Raw genomic sequence first — 19091 nt, forward strand, 5'->3', positions numbered from 1 at the left:
AACTACAACTTCCCAGTCTCTATCTCCTTATCACAACTCTTTTATTAGGATTCTTATTTTCGATTGAATAATCTAGGTATTCATAGAATGCTTTAACTCTTACACTTTCTTTATATTCTCCCGCTTTTACAACTGGAACTGTGGAAAACATTCTGCCTTGAAGATATATCTTTTCTTTTGTTTTATCCTTTTTCGGAATGAATCCCAAAACTCTAATTAGCTCTCCACCTTGAGTCGTTTCACTCATAAAATTACTTTTGTCCTTACTCTCTAGCTTCACAATAAGTTGTCCATTTGCCATTGTAATTTGCTTTGGATACTCAAAGTACATCTTTGTATTTCCCACATCTTTTTTATCAATAACTAAATCCACAGTTATCTCTGGATTTTTTTTACTGGTAACCCCCCCACGTGGGACCCTAGGGTTTATCGTTCCAAAATCCATCTCACCTTTTACATTCATATCTATTTTCCCTATTTTTCTAAACTCTACAGCTATATTCCCAACCAAAACTTCATTTTTTCCAATCTCGTCTAAAAAGTCCACTCTTCCTAAAATAATCTGCTCATCTACCGAATTAATTTTTAATTTATAAATAAAATCTACTCTCATTGTTTCATTGCTAATGATGTAGATATTATTTTCATTTTTATTACCATTCACTCTCAAAATTTCAATATTTTTATCTGGATTTATTTTTATTCCAGTCTCTTTTTTATGACTGAAAACTCTTGCATCAAGAGACCCTCGATAACTCGCTCCCCTTTTTTCTAGGTTATATATCTGTCCGTTAATTTCTGAAGAAAATACATAGTTGGATAAAATTAAAAATATTATTACTAGAATCTTTTTCATTTTCACCACCCTCTATATAAAAATGGGCATAGTATATCTCACTATGCCCTTAAATTTTTCTTTCTACCAAGCTGATGTATCGTAACCTGCCACTAAAGTAGCTGTTGCTGTATAAGTTGTTCCTGGTTCCAATAAATTTATACCTGGTTTTGGAATCTTAACGTTTACTGATCCCTGTCCTTTTCCTGTTGTTGCATCCAACATAACTGATCCTGTTTTGTGAGTTATTGTTCCCGCAAATTTGTGAACTAACTCATTTCCTTTTTTAAACTTTAATGATCCATTGTCTTTAAATCCAATCTTAACATTTTGTCCTTTTTCTCCCTCTACTGTATGATGATTAATGTGATCTAAATCTATATCTTTATCTCCACACCATAGTCCTAAATCAATATCTTTAACTGTTAGCTTTAATTGCTCAGGAACTTTAACCTTAACTTTAAAGTCCTTGTTGATACTACATGGGTTTGTAAAACAAAATGCTGGGTCTGATTCTGGAGATGATGCTTCAGTTGCTAATAGTGATGCTGATCATAAAATAAATAATACTGATAATAACTTTTTCATTTCTAATACCTCCACTATTTTATTTTTATATACTCAAGTTATTTTGAGTTAATTTTATAGCGATAGCTCTTTGCTACCAAGTTTTAAACCACTTTTATCCTTGAAACTAACTTTGATGTATCTACTTCCATTTGGAATATTAATCAGTTCTGACTCCACTTTTGTTTTGGGTTCCCTTGTTGTTATCCCCAATTTAACTTCCTCTTTTGACAGTCTATTTTTAGCGCCATCTAAATACTCTATATCTCCAATAACAGCTAATCCACTATTTCCTTTCAAATCAAAATTAGCCACAAGTTTTTTATTTCCATTACTATCTTTTTTTATCTCACTACCTGTGAGTTGACCGCCTATTTTTCTTTCACCTTTTAATCCGTATGCTGCTACGTGGACCTCTGTCAGTAATTCAAATTCAACTGCCACCTCTTGTCCTGTCTCACCCTTTACTTTTTTGGTATTTTCCTTTGGTTTTCCCGGAAATTCTCTGAAAACAAGTTTTGTCTTATACTCGCCATCTGGTAAATCTTTAACCCCTCTAACTGCAAATCTAACACTTCGACTTCCATTTGGCTTTAAAGTTATACTTTTAGGATAGACTTTCATCATCTCTCCCATATCATACTTTTCCCATCCCTCATCCTTTTCAACAGATATCTCAACTCTCATTGGTTTCATAGTATTATTTGTAACCATTATTTCATGTGTCTCATTTTTATCTAAAGATGTATAAAATCCAGTTGGAGCTATACCTATATTAAATGCTAATAGTTTTGTAAAAAATGATAGATATACAACCGTGAAAAATAATCTTTTTATTAATTTCATATTTCCCTCCCAAACTCAAAAATTTACGTTATTTTTACGTCAATTTTAGTGTAATATTTTCTCTTCATGCCCATTTATACTTCTTTTTTTTAATCACTCTTTTTTTCTGTTTCATACATATCTTTTCCATTTTTTTGCATATCTTCTCTTTTTTACCACTTATATTGAATATTTAATCCTATTCGATTACTCATTTCATCTTTTCTAAATGTCCCTGTATAATCTATACCCGTTGTTATATCATTTTTAAAATTATACTCCGCTCCTATTCTGAAATATCCCACATCCTTTCCTATATCCAGCCCCTCTATTCTATATAATGCAGAACTTTCATTATAGAACTTCCCATCAAAAGATTTAAAATCATCAAAATAGTGTTGCCATCCAAAATCTATAAATGTGCCTACTCTATTCCAACTCTTTTCATACATCAGTCCAACTTTACTAACAAATGTATCTAACTTAGTCTCATCTATATCTAGGGCATATACATCCCCATTCTCTTTATAGCCCTCTCTCGTATACCATATATAGTCCAATCCAACATACGGATATAGATATGAGCTTTCATCCAATATGTACCTATATCCCAACTCTGTCCCCACAGATATTAGGTGAGAATAAAAATCTGCTGTCATTGTTTGTACTGGCGATTTTCCTAAAACTTCACTGTCTCTATCATATATTCTTCTGTTCAAATCGTGCTTATTCCAAGAATACCCTATCGAATTTATTGATAACCAGTTATTTTTTTCATATGCTAAATGTAGATTCACTCCTATGGTATCTACATCCTCCGTTCCTCCCTCACCAGTTTTATAATCAACTTTAGATTGAGCATAGCCATAGGTAATTCCAGTTAACCACTCATCATTAAACCTGTGGAAGGTTCCACCAGTTATTCCCCATGTGTCGTAACTAAATTCGGAGCTTGAACTTCCAGTGTATTTTCCGTAGTCCCCAAAAATTTTTGCCATCTGTATGTTGTTATATCTCTCCTCATTTTCGACCTCAACAATCTCAATGCTTGGAGGCAAAAGATTCTCTTTTCCTAAACTGTTTCCCTTATCGGATAGATATTGTGGATAGACTACCTCTTGAGCTACTTTACTATATTTTTTTGGCATGAACGCTATTTTTCTGATATAATTGGACCCTTCGTTTCTTATATACATAGTGTTAATTATATCCACATTTGATTGAGTATATCTTTCTATGCTTTGAGCATATCCACCTTGAAGTCCTGAGTTTCCATCATCTGGTATAGTAGGAGCTATTGGATTCACTGGAACTCTTTCAAACACTAACGTTACCTCTCCAGTCAAAGGGTCATACTCATGCCATGAATCCCATCCAACTACACCCCCCTTTGCTATACTCTCCACTTTAAAATACTCCTCCGGCAATTTTATATTCCCAGAAACTTGCTCCCCATTTATCAGCAACCCTTTCTCTTCAATCTCTCTCTTTTGTTGTTCTGTCAAAGCGGATGTAAAAATATTTGTTACCTCTATTCTATCGGCATTTGTCACAAATAGATTGTCCAGTACCCTTTGGGTTATTGTCCCACCATTCATATTTATTGAGTTTGCAGCTAAGGTTGATGTCACATTTTTACCCACGTGTTTAACTAAACTACTTCCATTTTCAAAGACAATATTCCCTTTCAAAAGCTCATCAATTTTTTCTCTATCTTCGCCATCTCTATCTAAAAAAACTCCATTGATATGAATGCCATTGAATTTATCTGATGTTATTGTTAACTTTCCATCTTTCATAATCGCCGTGTAATCTGTTTTATTTGTATTTTCATGGTAATCCAAAACAATTTCATCTTTTATCTTCCATACACTTTCACTTAGAGATTTATCCTCATTGAATATCAATTTCCCATTTTCATCTATATCCACTGTGTGTTTCCCAAAAATTAAATGTGAAAATGATTTGGGAATAATCTCTCCATAAAGGTTATTCTCTATCAATTTCCCAGTGCGTTCATCATATGTATCTATAAAATATAATGTGTTGTCTCCCAGACCTCCACTAACCTTTCCTGAGATTTGTGATCCTGTTCCCAACATTATTGTGTTATGTCCCTCTCCGCCTACAATCGCCACTTTATCAGTTTCGCTAAATCCTAAAGCTTTTAATACAGCTTTTCCCTCCTCCGTTTTTGTTATTCCTTCTGGATTTATAAGTCCATGATTTATAAAAGTAGAGTTACCTCCTACGTATACTCCGATATTTCCTTCGTTTTTTATCCCCCCAGACACACTTATCTTTTCTATCTCCTCCCATATTTTCTCATCTTTGTTCTCTGATTGTAACTTTGGAAGTAACTCTGCCAAAATATTTGATAACTCCTCACCAGTTAAATCTCTTCCCCTATTTTCTATCACACCTCCTACTCCTTCCGAGTACATTCCAAAATCGCCTGTGTTCGCCACTAGACCTCTATTTATAGCTTTAGATTTTCCACTTCCATCTGTGAGAGCCACCATTCCATAGTTGCCTTTATTTTTTACTCCTCCGCCTATCTCAACTGTTGCCTTACCTACATAACTGATGTCTACACCCTCGTTTATCAATAGAGACTCACCATTTTCTAAAGCTGTTCCTATCATTCCAACATCACCGGCATTTGCCACCAAGCCAACTCCTAAAATCGGCTCTAACCTAAAAGGTTTATCTGGATCTTGACAAACTAAATCTTTTGAATCTATTGTGCATCCACCATCTGACTTTTGAATATTGATTGCATTTATCCCTTTTACTTCCCCTCCATTTTGAGCTAAAATACTCATCCCATATTTTCCATTATTTTTTATACCGTTTTTGTTCTCATAAAATAGTGCCTCTGCATTTTGATTTCCAACTCCAGCTGTGTAGAAGATTTTTTCCTCTCCTCCAACGTTCTCTATGTTAGAGATTGACCCCTCTCCTATCGACTGAGCTACCATTCCATAATCATCACCATTTTTTATCAATCCATAATTTTTCTGATTCGAAATCCCCCCGTTTAAAGATAAAGTTGCCATTCCATACTTTCCTGCATTAGAAACACCGTCCAAAGATTTTTCAATCTTTTCATAAAACTTATCTGAATCCTTTATATCACTGTACTTATCTATCGAATCAATACCCTCATCACCCAATCTATATCCAGCTATATAGTAATCGATACTATACCCTTTGTTTTGACTAAAAACTTTAGTATCTATTCCATTAGCTTCGCTATACATTCCATAGTCACCACTGTTTTCAACTAATCCATGATTTGAAATTATGGATTTTTCGCCACCTCGATCAGTCACAGCTACCATTCCATAACTCTTCTTATTGAAAATTCCTTTTTCTCCACTGCTAGAACTTCTGACATTATCGATCTCATCTGTCCACCATCTACTTCCAAAATTTATACCTGTTCCTCCATTGATAGCTACCATTCCATAGTCACCACTATTTTCAATCTTTGATATATTCCATATCTTGCTGGGAGAATTTTTTATTATTACTCCATTGATTTTTGAGCTTATTTCACTAGCATCAATTACAACTCCACTATCTCCATCTATTACAGTTGAATTTTTCTCTGTAAATTTGTTTTCATCTATCACATCCCTATCACTTTTTATATCTCCTATTACAGGAACTGCAAATGAAACTCCACCTGTGATTAAAAATACTATCAACAAACTCTCGGTAATTCTTAACTTTCTTTTTAGATTCCTTTTTAAAACGTAATAAATCTTAAATGATTCATTCATGGTGCACTCCTCCCCTTTTTTATAATTTCTCTTTTTCAATTTATTTCTAACTTTTTTACTTTCTCTTATTTTTTATAAAAATTTTTCTTTCACGACTCTTGAAAAAATATTTCATATCTATTTAATATTTTTCATTTTTATGATATAATGTTCTAAAATAGTTTGTTAAGGAGCGATATGTGTATATAAATAATAGACATTTACAAATTTTACACCTCATCAAAAATAACCCTAATTTTAATTTAAAAGATATTGAAAATATTTTAGATATGTCTCAGCAACATATAAAACTACATCTAGTAGATATTTATGATGAAATTTCGGAAAATGGGGTTACCCCCCCTCCCCCCCCGATCCCGCTCCCAAAAAACTGACAATATATTAAAATATATTTCCGACTCCAAGGGAGCTAAAAAAATATTGAGAAAATCACAGGAATTTACAAAGAATCAAAAGATTTTTTACACTCTATTTTTTTTGGGTAGATTTAAAAATATCAAATTTCACAGTGTTTCAAAGGAGTTAGATTTAACAACTCGAAATCTTAATAACTACAAAGAGGTTATAAATGGCATCTTAGTTCAATATAATTTAAAATTGGATATTTCTAGTCAGGGAGCTAGGCTTATCGGTTCTAATTTCAATTTGAATAGGCTAAACTTTTTTCTATTTTTTAAATTTATGATTGAGAAGGATTACTTACCATATAAACTCAGAAAAGATGTTTTAAATAGTCTGAACTCCAATAATTTTTTAAAATTAAATAGAGATGTGCGTAATCTTCTAAACCTTTTAGGTTTTCAACACTCTTCTCATCAATATGCCACTCTTATGTCTATATGTGTCTCTTTTAAGGGGGAATCCCACGAAAAGACAATAAAAAAACTCCCTTTTGACCAGTGGTTAAAATACAAACCCGGACATTGGGAGAAAGAGTTCTTCTATAAAGTATTTCACTGTTTAAGAGAAAGCTCATTTAGTGATCTCAGAACAGATTCACTATCTCTTCTTTTTTCAGTTGTAGATACGTTTTGTCATTCCAAAGTTTACTTCTGTCCCTCTTTTGATAAAGAGATAAAATTTATTCAGAAAAATTTTTATAAATACTTTGATGAAAATACTTTAACACGCACACCCTCTGTGGCCGTTGCCAACCAGTGGATATATTATTGTAAACTTAAACAACTTTTTTTTATTGATGACTTCTCTTTAATAAATCTAAATTTGTCTCACATCTCAAATTCAAACGTTTTGAATATGACTAAGGAGATAAAGGAAGTTATCCCCAGTTTTACTATTTTTGAAGGTATATTTGTATGGTATCTACTTTCTAAAAGTGAAAATCACGAAGAGGTTAATATATTTGTTTTTAAAAACCTTGAAAGTAGCCTTATTCCAAGCATAATAGATGAAATTTATAAGAAACATAGTATCAAAATTTTAGTGGCTATCAACTTGAAAGAGCTCAATAAATACAAAAAAGAAAATAGAATAGACAATATTATAACCGTAGAAAATTTCAAAATTTTTGATAAAAATATAAATATTAAAAATTTATATTTTCCGATACCTAACTATAAAAAATTAAAAGATTAAAATCTGATAGACTCCTATTCTAATAGATGGATAAAGCGACCTAAATCTGTTTATTATGAAGGGAGTTTTTTTACATTTCCTTTTTTCTTATCAAAGAAATTTTTTTCACTTTCTCAAAAAAATTCTTCGTATTATTTTTTAAAAATTTATATATTATAATCTAGTAATTCGAATGACAAGGAGGGAATAAATCATGAAAAAATATGTGCTATTATTTTTGGCTTTATCTTCTTTAAGTTTCGCTGACGTTATAATTACCAGTGGTGGAAACGTTAATACAGATGGACATTTAACTGTTGGTGGAGACTCCTCTGCCAGTATCAATATCAATGTCTCCGCTGTGGTGACTGAGGATGGACCTGCAATAGAGATTGTTGATGAAAATGGGAACCCAGTTACTGCGGTCAATTTTGTTCACACACTGACAGCTGGAGCTGATTTAGCTACTCAACAACAAAAAGAGTTAACTGCCAATTTAAAAGTTATAGCAACTGCTGGAAATACAGCGACTATCAGTGGTGCAACTTTAGGTAGAAGCGACCTTAATTTAGACGCTACTTCTGGTGGTAATCTTGTATCAACTCTAACTACTACGGTTCCAACAAACGGTACAGTTACTGATACTGGAACTTCTTTTGGAATCACTAGTACACTTGCTGGTAGTGTTCCTAGCAGTGCTGGTACATACGCTGACGGAGCTACAAGTTTAACTATAACTTATAGTAAGCAGACAGTACAACACTAAAACTGATTGAGCTTTAGTATTGCTATATTTATTTTAGTAAAAAGGAGAGTGCGTATCTTTATAGCACTCTCTTTGGTAATAAAATAAATCTGGAGGGGAAAACTTTTATGAAAATACTTTTTCTTTTTTTTATCATTTTTAAACTTTCATTTTCATATATAAATATACATCCAACTTTTTTTGATAAGCCTATCGATTTTGGAGGTAGCTATCAAGAGTTCACTCTTTTTAACCAGTCCAATGAAACAGTTCTATATCGAATCTGCTGTGAACCTCATAGTGGTACTACTGGCAAAGATATGAGCAGATGGGTTAACTTCTACCCTAGGTCACTGACTTTAGCTCCGGGAGAGAGTGGAAAGATACAGGTCACTGTTGCCAGTAATTCAAAAATTGAAGCTGGAGAGTACTCAGCAGTTTTGGGGATTCGTGAGCTTCCAATCTATGAAAAAGTCCTTAAGGAAAATTCCAGTGGGCTCGGAATTTTAACAGATCTAAAATTAGTTATAAATGGCTATGCTGGAGATATATCTCCAAAACTGGTTTTTTCAAATTTGAATCTCCAAGTGGCACCTAATAAAATCACTTTAAATGGCAGTGTTGAAAATCGTGGGGAGCGTCGTGGAAAGTTTGAACTCTATATCGATAATTATTTTCTTGGGAACTTGAGGATTCACTCCAATGAGAGCTTAAGTCTAACCGATTTAGACTTCTCATATACTGGACAACATAAAGTCAAGTCTAAGAAAAACCTTATTATCGTGGACTATATCACTAAAAAAACTGTGGGGAAAATTAAATTATAATTTTTGAAGGGGGATTAGGTATGTTAAAAAAAATATTTTTTTTATTTTCCATTTTATTAATCCATTCAACTTCTTTCTCTTCTGCCAATATAACTTTAGAAAAATTAGAGGAGCTAAAAAGTAAAAACGCTATTTCACAGGAGGATTATCTTTTTTTAAAAGATGAGTTAGAGGGAAAGCTAGAGGAAAAACATATATCTACTCTCTTTGTCAATAGGATTCAGATAACCAATAACTTTCATGTCATACATAGAGATGATAAAACATATATCCCTTTAAAAGAGTATTTTAAAGCTATAGAGTTCACTAACTATACGCTTACAAACAATGTTTTAGATATGAGTTTGGGTTTGGATTTAGATAAAGTTATAATAAACTTCAATACTTTAAAAGTAACTGGCACTACTCCAACAACTTTTACCCAAAAAGATTTCTTTTTTAAAGATGATGAACTTTTTTTAGAGTCCAATTTTTTCTCAAATATTCTTTTAAAAGGTATTGAGGTTGACTATGGAAAAACCCAGGTATCTATGACTTCTAAATACGCTCTTCCTGCTGAAATAGCCCATCTGTTTAAATCACAAGAGAGCGACTTGCAAAGAAAAAAGGAGATAAATGATTTTTTATATACCAATGCAAGAGAACTTTTTAATCTGGGATATATGAGAGTCAACTTGGATAAGACTTTTACAAAGAGTGAAGGAAGTAAAACCCATGACTGGGACGGATTTTTAGAGTATCAAGGACCGCTTTTTTATGGGGAGTTCACTGCTGAATACAGCATAAGGGATGGAGAGTTTACAGGCGCTAATCTCTACTACCCAAACCTTAAATACAATCACTATTTAGAAATATATGGTGATAAAGGTAGCGACAGTTGGAACAAGACTATTTTATTTGAAAAGGACAAAGGGTACTATGAGAATGGAAAGACCTTTGTTATTAGAGAAAATGTACCTATTGGCAGTAGAGTTGAATTAATATATCTAGGAGCCACTATCGATATTGGATATGAGGAGAATGGAGCGGTTGAATTTTCAAAAAGTGACCTTAGAAGTGACCGTGAGTATATATTAAAAATCCACACAAGAGATGGTCAGATATTCACCAAGATAATTAAAACAACTGATGACTTCAATCAACAAAATAAGGGCGAGTTTCAATATAGATTCTTTATGACTGAAAATGAAAGTTCGAAAAAAGTTGATACTGACACTAGTGTCTACTATGGTATCAGCGAACAGTTCACGATTGGAGGAAAATATTTTAAAACTTCTGAATATATAGATGATGAGTATATCTATGTTGAAAGAGGAGGAGCGGAATTTGTATACAACAACTATTTTTATTCCAATCCATATACACTTGTTTTAGGAACTGAGCAGATTCTAACTCCAAAAAAATTTGACAATGAAACTACCTTTGAAGGGCTCTTTCAAATAAAAGTTGATAAATTCAAAATCAGATATGAAGATGGCTATTACAGCGATTACTACGATAAGAAAAAAGCTCGTGGTGTACTTGTTGAATACAATCCATGGGATTTTTTAAGAGTTGATTACTCCTATCAGTGGCAGGAGAGCTGGGATGATTCAAAGAGCAAGGGAGCAGAAATAGAGGTGGAGATAAATAAAACTTTCAATAGATTTTTATCCACTCTTCAATTTCAAAGAGATTTAGCTGGAAAAAAAAGTTATACTGCAAATCTTTACTACACAGGATATAGAGACTACTCCGTTAGATGGACTAACACAATAACTGAAAGAGGGGATGATTTTGAGTCCACTTTATCTATCTTCAATAGATCTAGACAACACGGTATTGACTACGCCTTTGAAGCTGGATACAGTGCGGATACCAAAGAAAAATTCACTTTTAGAATCTCCATTGATTACGATAACTGGTTTAACCTTGATATAAATGCAAAAGATACTGGTGACTATGATATCTCTGCTGGAATTGACCGTGTAGTTGATTTAAGAAATATTGGTAAACCTCTTAACAATATGGATGTATCAAGAGTCAAAGCTATCACATATCTAGATATAAATAATAACAACATCTATGATAAAAATGAGCCTTTTGTAGGAGATGTGGAGTTAGAGATAAACGGTGAGAAAAAAATTACATCAGCCAAAGAACCAACATATTTCCACGGAGTTCCAAATAATGTACTATACAATCTAAATCCAATAGTTAGAAGACCGGGATTTGATATTATAAACAGTACTTTCTCTTTAAAAGGAAAAGGTGGTGGAGATATTGAAGCATATATCCCTATAAAACCACTTTTCTCAATAACTGGACAGCTGACTTTAGATAAATCCTACACTGACCCTACAAACATCTATGATGGAATTATCATCAGAGTTCTTGACTCTAATAACAAGATTATTTCCACTATGATTCCTGATTTTTCAGGATACTATGATATCAGCTCACTTGTAGCTGGAAAATATTTTGTAGAGATTTTATCCTTTAAAGATCGTTCCATTGCACCAATAAAAGTTGAGATAAACATCACTTATGACAGTTTAAAAAACAATGCCTATGAGCTGAATACATATATATCCAACCATGAAATTAAAGTTGTTAAATAGGGGAGGGGGTAAAAATGGCAATACTTATTTCAATCTTTTGTTTTTTAATAAATTTTAGTATTTTAATAGCAGTGGGGGAATCTTTTCCAGCAACTCCACTGCTACCTTCCATTCTCTCTGACAGATTTGAGCAGGGAGAAAATTCTGAAGCAACCCTTAGAAGGCTTCTTAGCACTGGAGTTTTAGAAGTTCAGCTTGAAGCTGATGTGGTGGTTCCACTGGAAGTTATATCTGATGTTCATATCAAAGCTCTTGTAATTGATGATGAAAATTTAGAGATACCCTTTGAAGTTGAACTAAATAAAAAACCTGAGTCCTCTGGGATATATAGACTACATTTTTCTAAAACTGCTCTTGATATAGATAATGATGGAGTTATCGATACCGAAATTTTCGCTTCTAAAAACATAGATAGCAAAAGAATTAAGGATAACTATGTAAAAATAACTGGAAAAAATATATCCAAAGAGGGAACGCACAAGAAAAGAGTCTATATAACTGTGGAGGTGAACGATTGATGAAAAAATTTATACTGATATTTTTCTTATTGACCTTTACAGTTTATGGAAAAATTAAAATCACGTGCAAACCTGTTATTTTTAAAGAGGTTCGTGCTCAAAATAATGGTCTTTATAAAAGTAAAGCGACTGCTAGAGGAGTTATAGAGATATACTCCGACAACATCAAAGAGGACTTGGGGAAACTTGTAGTTTTTCAAGTTCCATCCCATACATATATCACCAATAGAAAAAGATGGGTCAAAACAGATAAAATTATTTTTCAAAAGAATGAACAGGAAACAACTATAGATTCAGAAACTAAAAAAATTGTCTTCCATGTTATTCTAGATAAAAAAGAGCTTTCCAAAGAGGAAAATAGTGATTTAATCGACGGTGTATACACTGGGAGTCTACCTATAAACTACTCAATTTATGAGAAGGAGATGAGATAATTTGAAGAAAATAAAATATTTTTTTATGATTGTGATTCTCCTTTTTAGCTCAATATCTATCAGTTTTTCCAATGGTGGCAGAGAGATTATAAAGGCATATGAAAAAGGTAAACCTGCCAAGTTGGAGATAGAGGTTACAAAAGTTCGCAGTGATAACTATGTTGATCTCTTTATCGATAAATCTGAGAAAAAAATATATAGAGATATCAGTAAACAAACTAGAGAGAGCAGTGATTTAAGCCAAAAGCTCTATGTTACAACATATTTAAAACCTAACTCTAAAAGTAACACTATAAATGATGAACTACCGCATAGAGTTATAAATCTTGATGGGAAAAAATATCTGGAGATAACATATTTTCAAGAGCCTAAAAATATCTATCTTTGGACTGTTCAAAATGGTAAGGTACAAAAGCTTTACACTGGGATTTTAAAGGAGTTCGTCAATCCACAAAATCCTATAACACATATCAACTATACTCTAACTGAGAAACATAGTGATAAAATACATAAAATTGGAAATAACTATTTGATATTTAAAATTGGAAACATACAACTTAAAGATATATCTGATAGAGATATTAGATTGACTCTACATGAGGGATATAGTTTTAAAAACAAAGATTTAAAAAATATTCCAGTAAAACTATATTTCAAAAATAATGAGAGAGCTATTACACTTACAAAAGATAGCCCCACAGCTGATATTTTCTGTTATTTTAAAGTTCAAAATGAAACTGATGCTCTTGGTACCTTCTATCTAAATGATTTGGAAAAAGATTCAAAAGAGTTTTCTTTGGCTGTGGATTTTAAAGATAGTGGAATAAAAATAGCTAAGACCTCTGATAATCTCTTAACATTCAATGACTATGAGATTATGCCCCTAGGATGGTTCAATGGTAACGTTATTATAGACACATATAGCTCCCAAAATACGGCTCTTAACGTGAGCTTTAAAAAAAGTAGCTGGTACTCCTATCCAACAGATTCTCAACCAGCTGGGATATACAGTGTAAGTGGTAGTCTTTCCAATGGTTGGTCTTGGTTTAACAGTACACTTACTTTTAGTAAAACAGCAAAAATTGAGTTTTCTGACGGTACTTCCACTATCACAGTTTCATCAACTCTTTTAAGTGATTTGAATTCAAATGGTAATTTTAAAATGACTTTTAAAAAAAATGGGGATCTATTGGAAACCCAATTCACAAGATACAATGCCAATATTAAAAAAGTTACTGTTACTATGAAAGGTACTATTCTTTTTACTATAACTGAAGATGTGATAGAGATAATCTACAATGAGGGAGAGCCTCTTTTTGGATATGAAGTCACGCATATGGACTTTGGGACTATCTCTTCAAAAAGTAACAAATCTGAGTTTAATGCAGAGGCTGAAGTAACCATTACACCTAATAAAAATCTTACTTGTCAATATAGCTTCCCATCAAATGTTGATATAGTTACAGGTGATGGTTCGGGTTCAAGTACTGAAATCCCTGCCAATCAAAAAATAGCCGTTTCTTTGCAAAGAAGTGAAAGTGGCGGTTCAACAACCAGTGGTTCCATAGATGTAACTGAAGATATCGACACCACAATTAAAATAAAGGGAACAATCCAAAAATCAAACCTGACAACTAAAGATTTAGGTGAGTACAGAGGAAATTTCTCATTTACGATTACGGCATCAGAAAGAACTAAAGGGGGTAAATTTTAATGAAAAAATATTTAATTATACTGCTATTAACTATTAGTACATTGAGCTTAGCTTTTCATATATCTCCAGATGGCTTTGGAAGAAGAATAGATGAGGGCGGTTTTCAAGAGTACACACTAAAAAACAATACGGGAAAAGTTATTAGATATAGATTTAAGATACTTCCTGGAAATAGTGACAAAACAATGCACGAATGGATTGAGTTTGAACCTAAAGTTATGACTATAAAGGATGGGGAGTCGAAAAAATTAAAACTTTTTGCTAAGTCTCCTCCAAACACTCCAGTTGGGCTATACTGGTTCTTCCTTGGAATCGAGACTATAGTTCTTCCACCTGATTTACCAGAGGTTCATGAGGAGGGATCCACTTTTGCTGGTTCAGCAGTTGGTATCAATATAAATATCGAAATGGGTGGACTCGTTGGAGACCTCCCTGCTCAGTTAAAACTTGAAAAATATGAGTTTTATGAAAAAGATGGCGTGGTACGTATGAAAGGTTTAGTTAATAACGCAACTCCTTTACGAGCTGTACGTTATATGATTGAAATAACTGATAACAGTGGAGTTCGTGAAAATTTCTATGGAGGTGTAATAAACGCTAAAACCACCAGAAATATAGATATCCCTCTACCTAAATTTAAAAAGAAGGGGAGTATTTGGAAGATAGAGGTTCGAGAAACCTTGGATAGAAATCTCCTTCAGACAATTAATCTATAAATTAAACCACCCTCCACTTAAAATAAAGAAGACCAAATCTCCAACTGAAGGAAATTTGGTCTTTTTTTATTTATTTTTCACAGATACAGTGTATCCTCCGTGTTATTTTACCAGCTTCCGCCTCCGCCTCCACCGGCTCCACCCCCAGATGATCCTCCACCCATAGATGAACGTCCACCTCCAAAGTTACTAGGAGCTTTTGGAGCTGATAGCATAGTATCATTTAACGCTGATAAGGAGTTGTTAATACTTCCCATAAAGACTCCTAAAATAAAGGCATCTCCCATACCTATATTAGACCCGCCATACCACTGAGGAGGCTCGACCACAAGATCTTTAAACTTATCCGCCCAAATACTGCTAACTCCTAAAACTATTGTATAGGGAAGAATATTATAAAAATAACTTGGATTTTCCTCCAATAGGAGTTCCAATTTTCTTTTTTCGGCAGTTTCTAGAAATCTTCTAAAACCAAGTATTTTCCCTAAAATTTCATTTCCATATTGTGTTCTGCTTTTTATCTTTCCACTTATAGCTAAAGTTACCAACACTGATACTCCTCCAAAAATGATAGTTAGGATAGTATCCACGCCTTGAGTGACCCCAAAATAATAAAAATATCCAAAACTAGCTCCCACAATGAAGAGTATAGATGTTCTAACAGTATTTCCTGCTCTTAAACTTTTAGTAGTGTATAAAGTCCTTTTATTCATAACCAAATCTATTTCTAAAATCTCGGCAGCTTTATCAATATGTTTATAAAATCTGTTTCTTAAATCTTTTATATTCAATCTATTATCCGAATTTTTATATGCTGATAGAGCCTCATACATATATTTTTCAAACTCTTTTTCTGTTTCTATATCGCTTTTTAAGAACTCTATTTCAAACTCTTCCTTTTTAAATACCATTCCTTTTTTCAATTCATGAATTTTCAAATACCCCTTGTTAGCCCAATAAAAAATTAAACTCGTTAAATCTTTTGAATGAACAACTCCATCTATATAGTATCCAATCTCTGTCGGTGTAAGATTATCTGGTGGATAAAATTCAACAGTTTGAACAATAGTGTTCCTATCTCTATATTTTTTTAAAAGACTTAAAGCAATCCCCGGAATAAGCAGATATATTAGATATAAAACACCTTTAAATATATAAAAAGTGATTTTTTCATCTGTAAAATTAAAATATCCCTCTGGTAATGGAAGAGCTATTGTAATACTCTCTTTTGGATTTAAAGTGACCGTTGTATAGCCAGTGATTGTGTTTCCATTCACACTCCATTTAACTCCATTACTATTTATACTACCGTACCTTCCCAAAGTAAAATTGACTTTGCTACTATCAAAACTTTTAGGCAATTCGATAGAAAATTCAACCTTTTTTATAGTTGTATCCCAATCGTTTCCCACTAAATTATAGTAAACTTCATCATATGAGGAGTTTCTATCCCAACCTATATTATAGTTGTATTTTATTGTATAATCCTTTAGTCCTGTCAAGTATACACTGGGATTCCCAAGTCTTAAATAGATATAGTTTCCCTCGTCTTTAGCAACTGTTTGGACATTTGTTTGAATGTTTGTAACTTTTATCTCCTTGCCATTGAACTCCTCTGGAATTATTCGATATATACCTCTTCTTGGCTGTAAAAAATCCACTCTTATATTTTCATTGACATTGTAAACATTTTTATCATCTATTTTTATATCTATCTTATAGTTTTCAATGACATATCCAGCGTCTGCAAAGATAGATGTGACTAGAAGGAAAAATAGACTAAAAATGAACTTTAACATTCTGTCTTTCCTCATCATTTTCAACTTTAAAGAATGGATATTTTTTAAATCCAAAGTTATTAGCCACTATAACACTTGGAAATGTTTCGCACATTGTATTATAAACTCTAACACTGCCATTGTAGTATTTTCTCGCCTGTAGAATATCCTCTTCAATCACAACCAATTCTCCTTGAAGTTTCATAAAATTTTCATTTGCTTTTAGTTCAGGATAATTTTCTGTCAACGCAAAAAGTTTTCCTAAAGCTCCTGTTATCATATTTTCATTTTCTATTTTTTCCTCTGGAGTTGTGGCAGTCATATATTTATTTCTTGCTGCTATCACAGCTTCCAATGTGCTACCTTCATAATTTTTATAACCTTTTACAGTTTCCACCAAGTTTGGTATTAAATCATATCTTTTCTTCAAATACGCGTCAATTGTTGAAAAAGCCTCATCTACAAAATTTCTCTCTTTGACTAGCTTATTATATATTCCTACAATATAAGCGATTAAAATAACTAATACTCCTATAAACACGATTCCTAAAATCATAGTGCCCTCCCTATTATTTTTTTCTTCATATATATTATACTATATTTATTTTTAAATCCTTATCAAAAATTTTTTGATATAAATAATAAAATTTATTATTTTAATAAATTTCTATATATGATAAACTATTGAGGTCGGGGGTGATTTAATGAATACAACAGCTGCTAATATTTTAAAGGTTTTATCTCAAACAGAGATGTCTATAGAAGATATGCAACTGTATTTAAACGTAGAAAAAAGTTCCATTGTAAAAACAATTTCACAACTTAATGATTTTTTATCTTCAATTAATTTACCTATTATTTCAAAAGATGAAAACTTTTATTTTTTTAAATTAAACCAACAAGAATTGAAATTTTTATTTGAAAACTTTACTATTTTAACCACTGATGAAAAAGTAGACTATCTTTTTATTAAGTTTATCTCTACTGGTTTTTTAAACTTAGAAAAAGAAAAAGAAATTTTGGAAATTTCACGAAGTACTATTCTTAGAATTTTTCAAGTGGTTAAGGATGAATTTTTAAAAAATGGTACCACTTATGAATACTGCCATGGAAAAGGACTTGTGCTAAAAACTCTTTCTCAAAAAGATAAAGAACTATTTTATAAAAAACTTATTAAATTTTTTATTGAAGAGGATATTCTTGTACCTGTAAGAAAAGATCTTTTAAATTCTATTAAAAACTTTGATACAAAACAAAGGCTGATGCAACTTTATCCTATACTAAGAAACTCAGGTATCTCTATAAACTACTATCTTCTTTCTTTTATCTGTTCTTTAGAGGTCTGTATGAATATCTTTGGAGGTTTTAATTTTATTAATGAATCCAATTTAACATTAGATAAATTTAAAGATATTGAAAAAAACATCAACTTATTTGGAAATGATTTTGGTAGTGAGTTTAAAAATCAACTTGCCCATTTTTTAACATCTCTTTATTATGAAGAAAATATATTTGAAGATGAAGTAAAAAATAAATGTCTCAATATAATTGATTCTATAAAGAAAAAATTTCAAATAAAAATTTCAAATGAAGATCTTGAGAGAATGCTATTCAACAAATTATATCTTTCGTTTTTTAAATATGACAATAAAATTGTAAAACTAATCAATGTTTTCTTTAACAAACCACACAAAATTATTTTAGACTCTTTAAACGAAATTCTAAAAAGATTCTCATACGATCTGTATTTAGTAGACAAATTTATGATTGTAGATGTTATTAGGAGAATACTTATAGATGAAAACTTTTTCAATATAAAAAATGTACTTTTACTTTTCAATGAAGTTGGTTCAGCAGATCAGATTATATTCAAAAAATCTTTAAAAAAATTTCATCCTAATATAGATTTTGATATTGAAGCAACCTTTCTTCATAAAAAAAATATTATCTATAAACATAAGGACTACGATATCATTATCAGCGATAGCAACACTATTCCCAATGTGGAAGTTGTCGAATATTATAATACCATCAATGTCCACAATATCTTAGAAAACCACGCTTTATTGAATGGATTAAATAGATTGAGTAATTCCTAGCAAAAAATCAAAAGCCCTCAGCAAATTGAGGGCTTTTATCAAATAATAAACTCTATAAGTCATTAAAAAA

Annotated in this window: 16 protein-coding genes; 10 read left to right on the forward strand and 6 right to left on the reverse strand. The window is 31.9% G+C overall.

Annotation, left to right across the window (positions count from 1 at the left end):
- Positions 1-19 precede the first annotated feature (19 nt).
- Together ACWI69_RS04145 and ACWI69_RS04150 are read right to left on the reverse strand one after the other, a co-directional pair.
- On the reverse strand, positions 20-856 hold the full coding sequence (locus ACWI69_RS04145; RefSeq protein ID WP_448820589.1) for a hypothetical protein: 837 nt from the start codon (positions 854-856) through the stop codon (positions 20-22).
- Between the two features lie 63 nt (positions 857-919).
- A complete protein-coding gene (locus tag ACWI69_RS04150) occupies positions 920-1060 on the reverse strand; it encodes a hypothetical protein (RefSeq protein ID WP_448820590.1) in 141 nt (46 codons plus the stop codon).
- 244 nt (positions 1061-1304) lie between these two features.
- Between ACWI69_RS04150 and ACWI69_RS04155 the strand changes: the two genes are divergently transcribed.
- Positions 1305-1475: a hypothetical protein gene (locus ACWI69_RS04155; protein ID WP_448820591.1), complete on the forward strand. Its 171-nt coding sequence runs from the start codon at positions 1305-1307 to the stop codon at positions 1473-1475.
- Between the two features lie 2 nt (positions 1476-1477).
- Here the strand turns inward: ACWI69_RS04155 and ACWI69_RS04160 are convergent, their stop codons facing one another.
- Positions 1478-2248, reverse strand: a complete 771-nt coding sequence (locus ACWI69_RS04160) for a hypothetical protein (RefSeq protein ID WP_448820592.1) — start codon at positions 2246-2248, stop codon at positions 1478-1480.
- A gap of 152 nt (positions 2249-2400) precedes the next feature.
- Positions 2401-6015: an autotransporter outer membrane beta-barrel domain-containing protein gene (locus tag ACWI69_RS04165; RefSeq protein WP_448820593.1), complete on the reverse strand. Its 3615-nt coding sequence runs from the start codon at positions 6013-6015 to the stop codon at positions 2401-2403.
- 420 nt (positions 6016-6435) lie between these two features.
- Here ACWI69_RS04165 and ACWI69_RS04170 point away from each other — a divergent pair, with 420 nt between their 5' ends.
- From ACWI69_RS04170 to ACWI69_RS04205, 8 genes are all read left to right on the forward strand, one after another.
- Entirely contained in the window at positions 6436-7611 is a 1176-nt protein-coding gene (locus ACWI69_RS04170) for a hypothetical protein (RefSeq protein ID WP_448820594.1), read from the forward strand.
- A 193-nt stretch (positions 7612-7804) separates the two neighbouring features.
- Entirely contained in the window at positions 7805-8356 is a 552-nt protein-coding gene (locus ACWI69_RS04175) for a hypothetical protein (RefSeq protein ID WP_448820595.1), read from the forward strand.
- A gap of 107 nt (positions 8357-8463) precedes the next feature.
- A complete protein-coding gene (locus ACWI69_RS04180) occupies positions 8464-9162 on the forward strand; it encodes a hypothetical protein (RefSeq protein ID WP_448820596.1) in 699 nt (232 codons plus the stop codon).
- Between the two features lie 20 nt (positions 9163-9182).
- Positions 9183-11762, forward strand: coding sequence for a hypothetical protein (locus ACWI69_RS04185; protein ID WP_448820597.1), 2580 nt, complete (start codon positions 9183-9185; stop codon positions 11760-11762).
- 14 nt (positions 11763-11776) lie between these two features.
- Positions 11777-12280: a hypothetical protein gene (locus tag ACWI69_RS04190; protein WP_448820598.1), complete on the forward strand. Its 504-nt coding sequence runs from the start codon at positions 11777-11779 to the stop codon at positions 12278-12280.
- The gene (locus ACWI69_RS04195; protein ID WP_448820599.1) at positions 12280-12714 is read left to right on the forward strand and encodes a hypothetical protein; all 435 of its coding nucleotides are present in this window, start codon (positions 12280-12282) and stop codon (positions 12712-12714) included. Before ACWI69_RS04190 ends, ACWI69_RS04195 begins: the two co-directional genes overlap by 1 nt.
- A 1-nt stretch (position 12715) precedes the next feature.
- Positions 12716-14428 (forward strand): hypothetical protein, encoded by a 1713-nt coding sequence (locus tag ACWI69_RS04200; RefSeq protein ID WP_448820600.1) that lies wholly within the window; start codon positions 12716-12718, stop codon positions 14426-14428.
- Positions 14428-15144 (forward strand): hypothetical protein, encoded by a 717-nt coding sequence (locus ACWI69_RS04205; RefSeq protein WP_448820601.1) that lies wholly within the window; start codon positions 14428-14430, stop codon positions 15142-15144. Before ACWI69_RS04200 ends, ACWI69_RS04205 begins: the two co-directional genes overlap by 1 nt.
- Before the next feature lie 107 nt (positions 15145-15251).
- Here the strand turns inward: ACWI69_RS04205 and ACWI69_RS04210 are convergent, their stop codons facing one another.
- Positions 15252-16943 carry a DUF2207 domain-containing protein gene (locus tag ACWI69_RS04210; protein WP_448820602.1) on the reverse strand — a complete coding sequence of 564 codons (1692 nt, stop codon included), beginning with the start codon at positions 16941-16943 and terminating at the stop codon, positions 15252-15254.
- A complete protein-coding gene (locus tag ACWI69_RS04215; RefSeq protein WP_448820603.1) occupies positions 16924-17478 on the reverse strand; it encodes a LemA family protein in 555 nt (184 codons plus the stop codon). Before ACWI69_RS04215 ends, ACWI69_RS04210 begins: the two co-directional genes overlap by 20 nt.
- 148 nt (positions 17479-17626) lie before the next feature.
- Between ACWI69_RS04215 and ACWI69_RS04220 the strand changes: the two genes are divergently transcribed.
- Complete coding sequence (locus tag ACWI69_RS04220) at positions 17627-19021, forward strand: hypothetical protein (protein WP_448820604.1); 1395 nt, start codon at positions 17627-17629, stop codon at positions 19019-19021.
- Positions 19022-19091 lie beyond the last annotated feature (70 nt).

This window comes from Cetobacterium sp. (genome assembly GCF_977044495.1).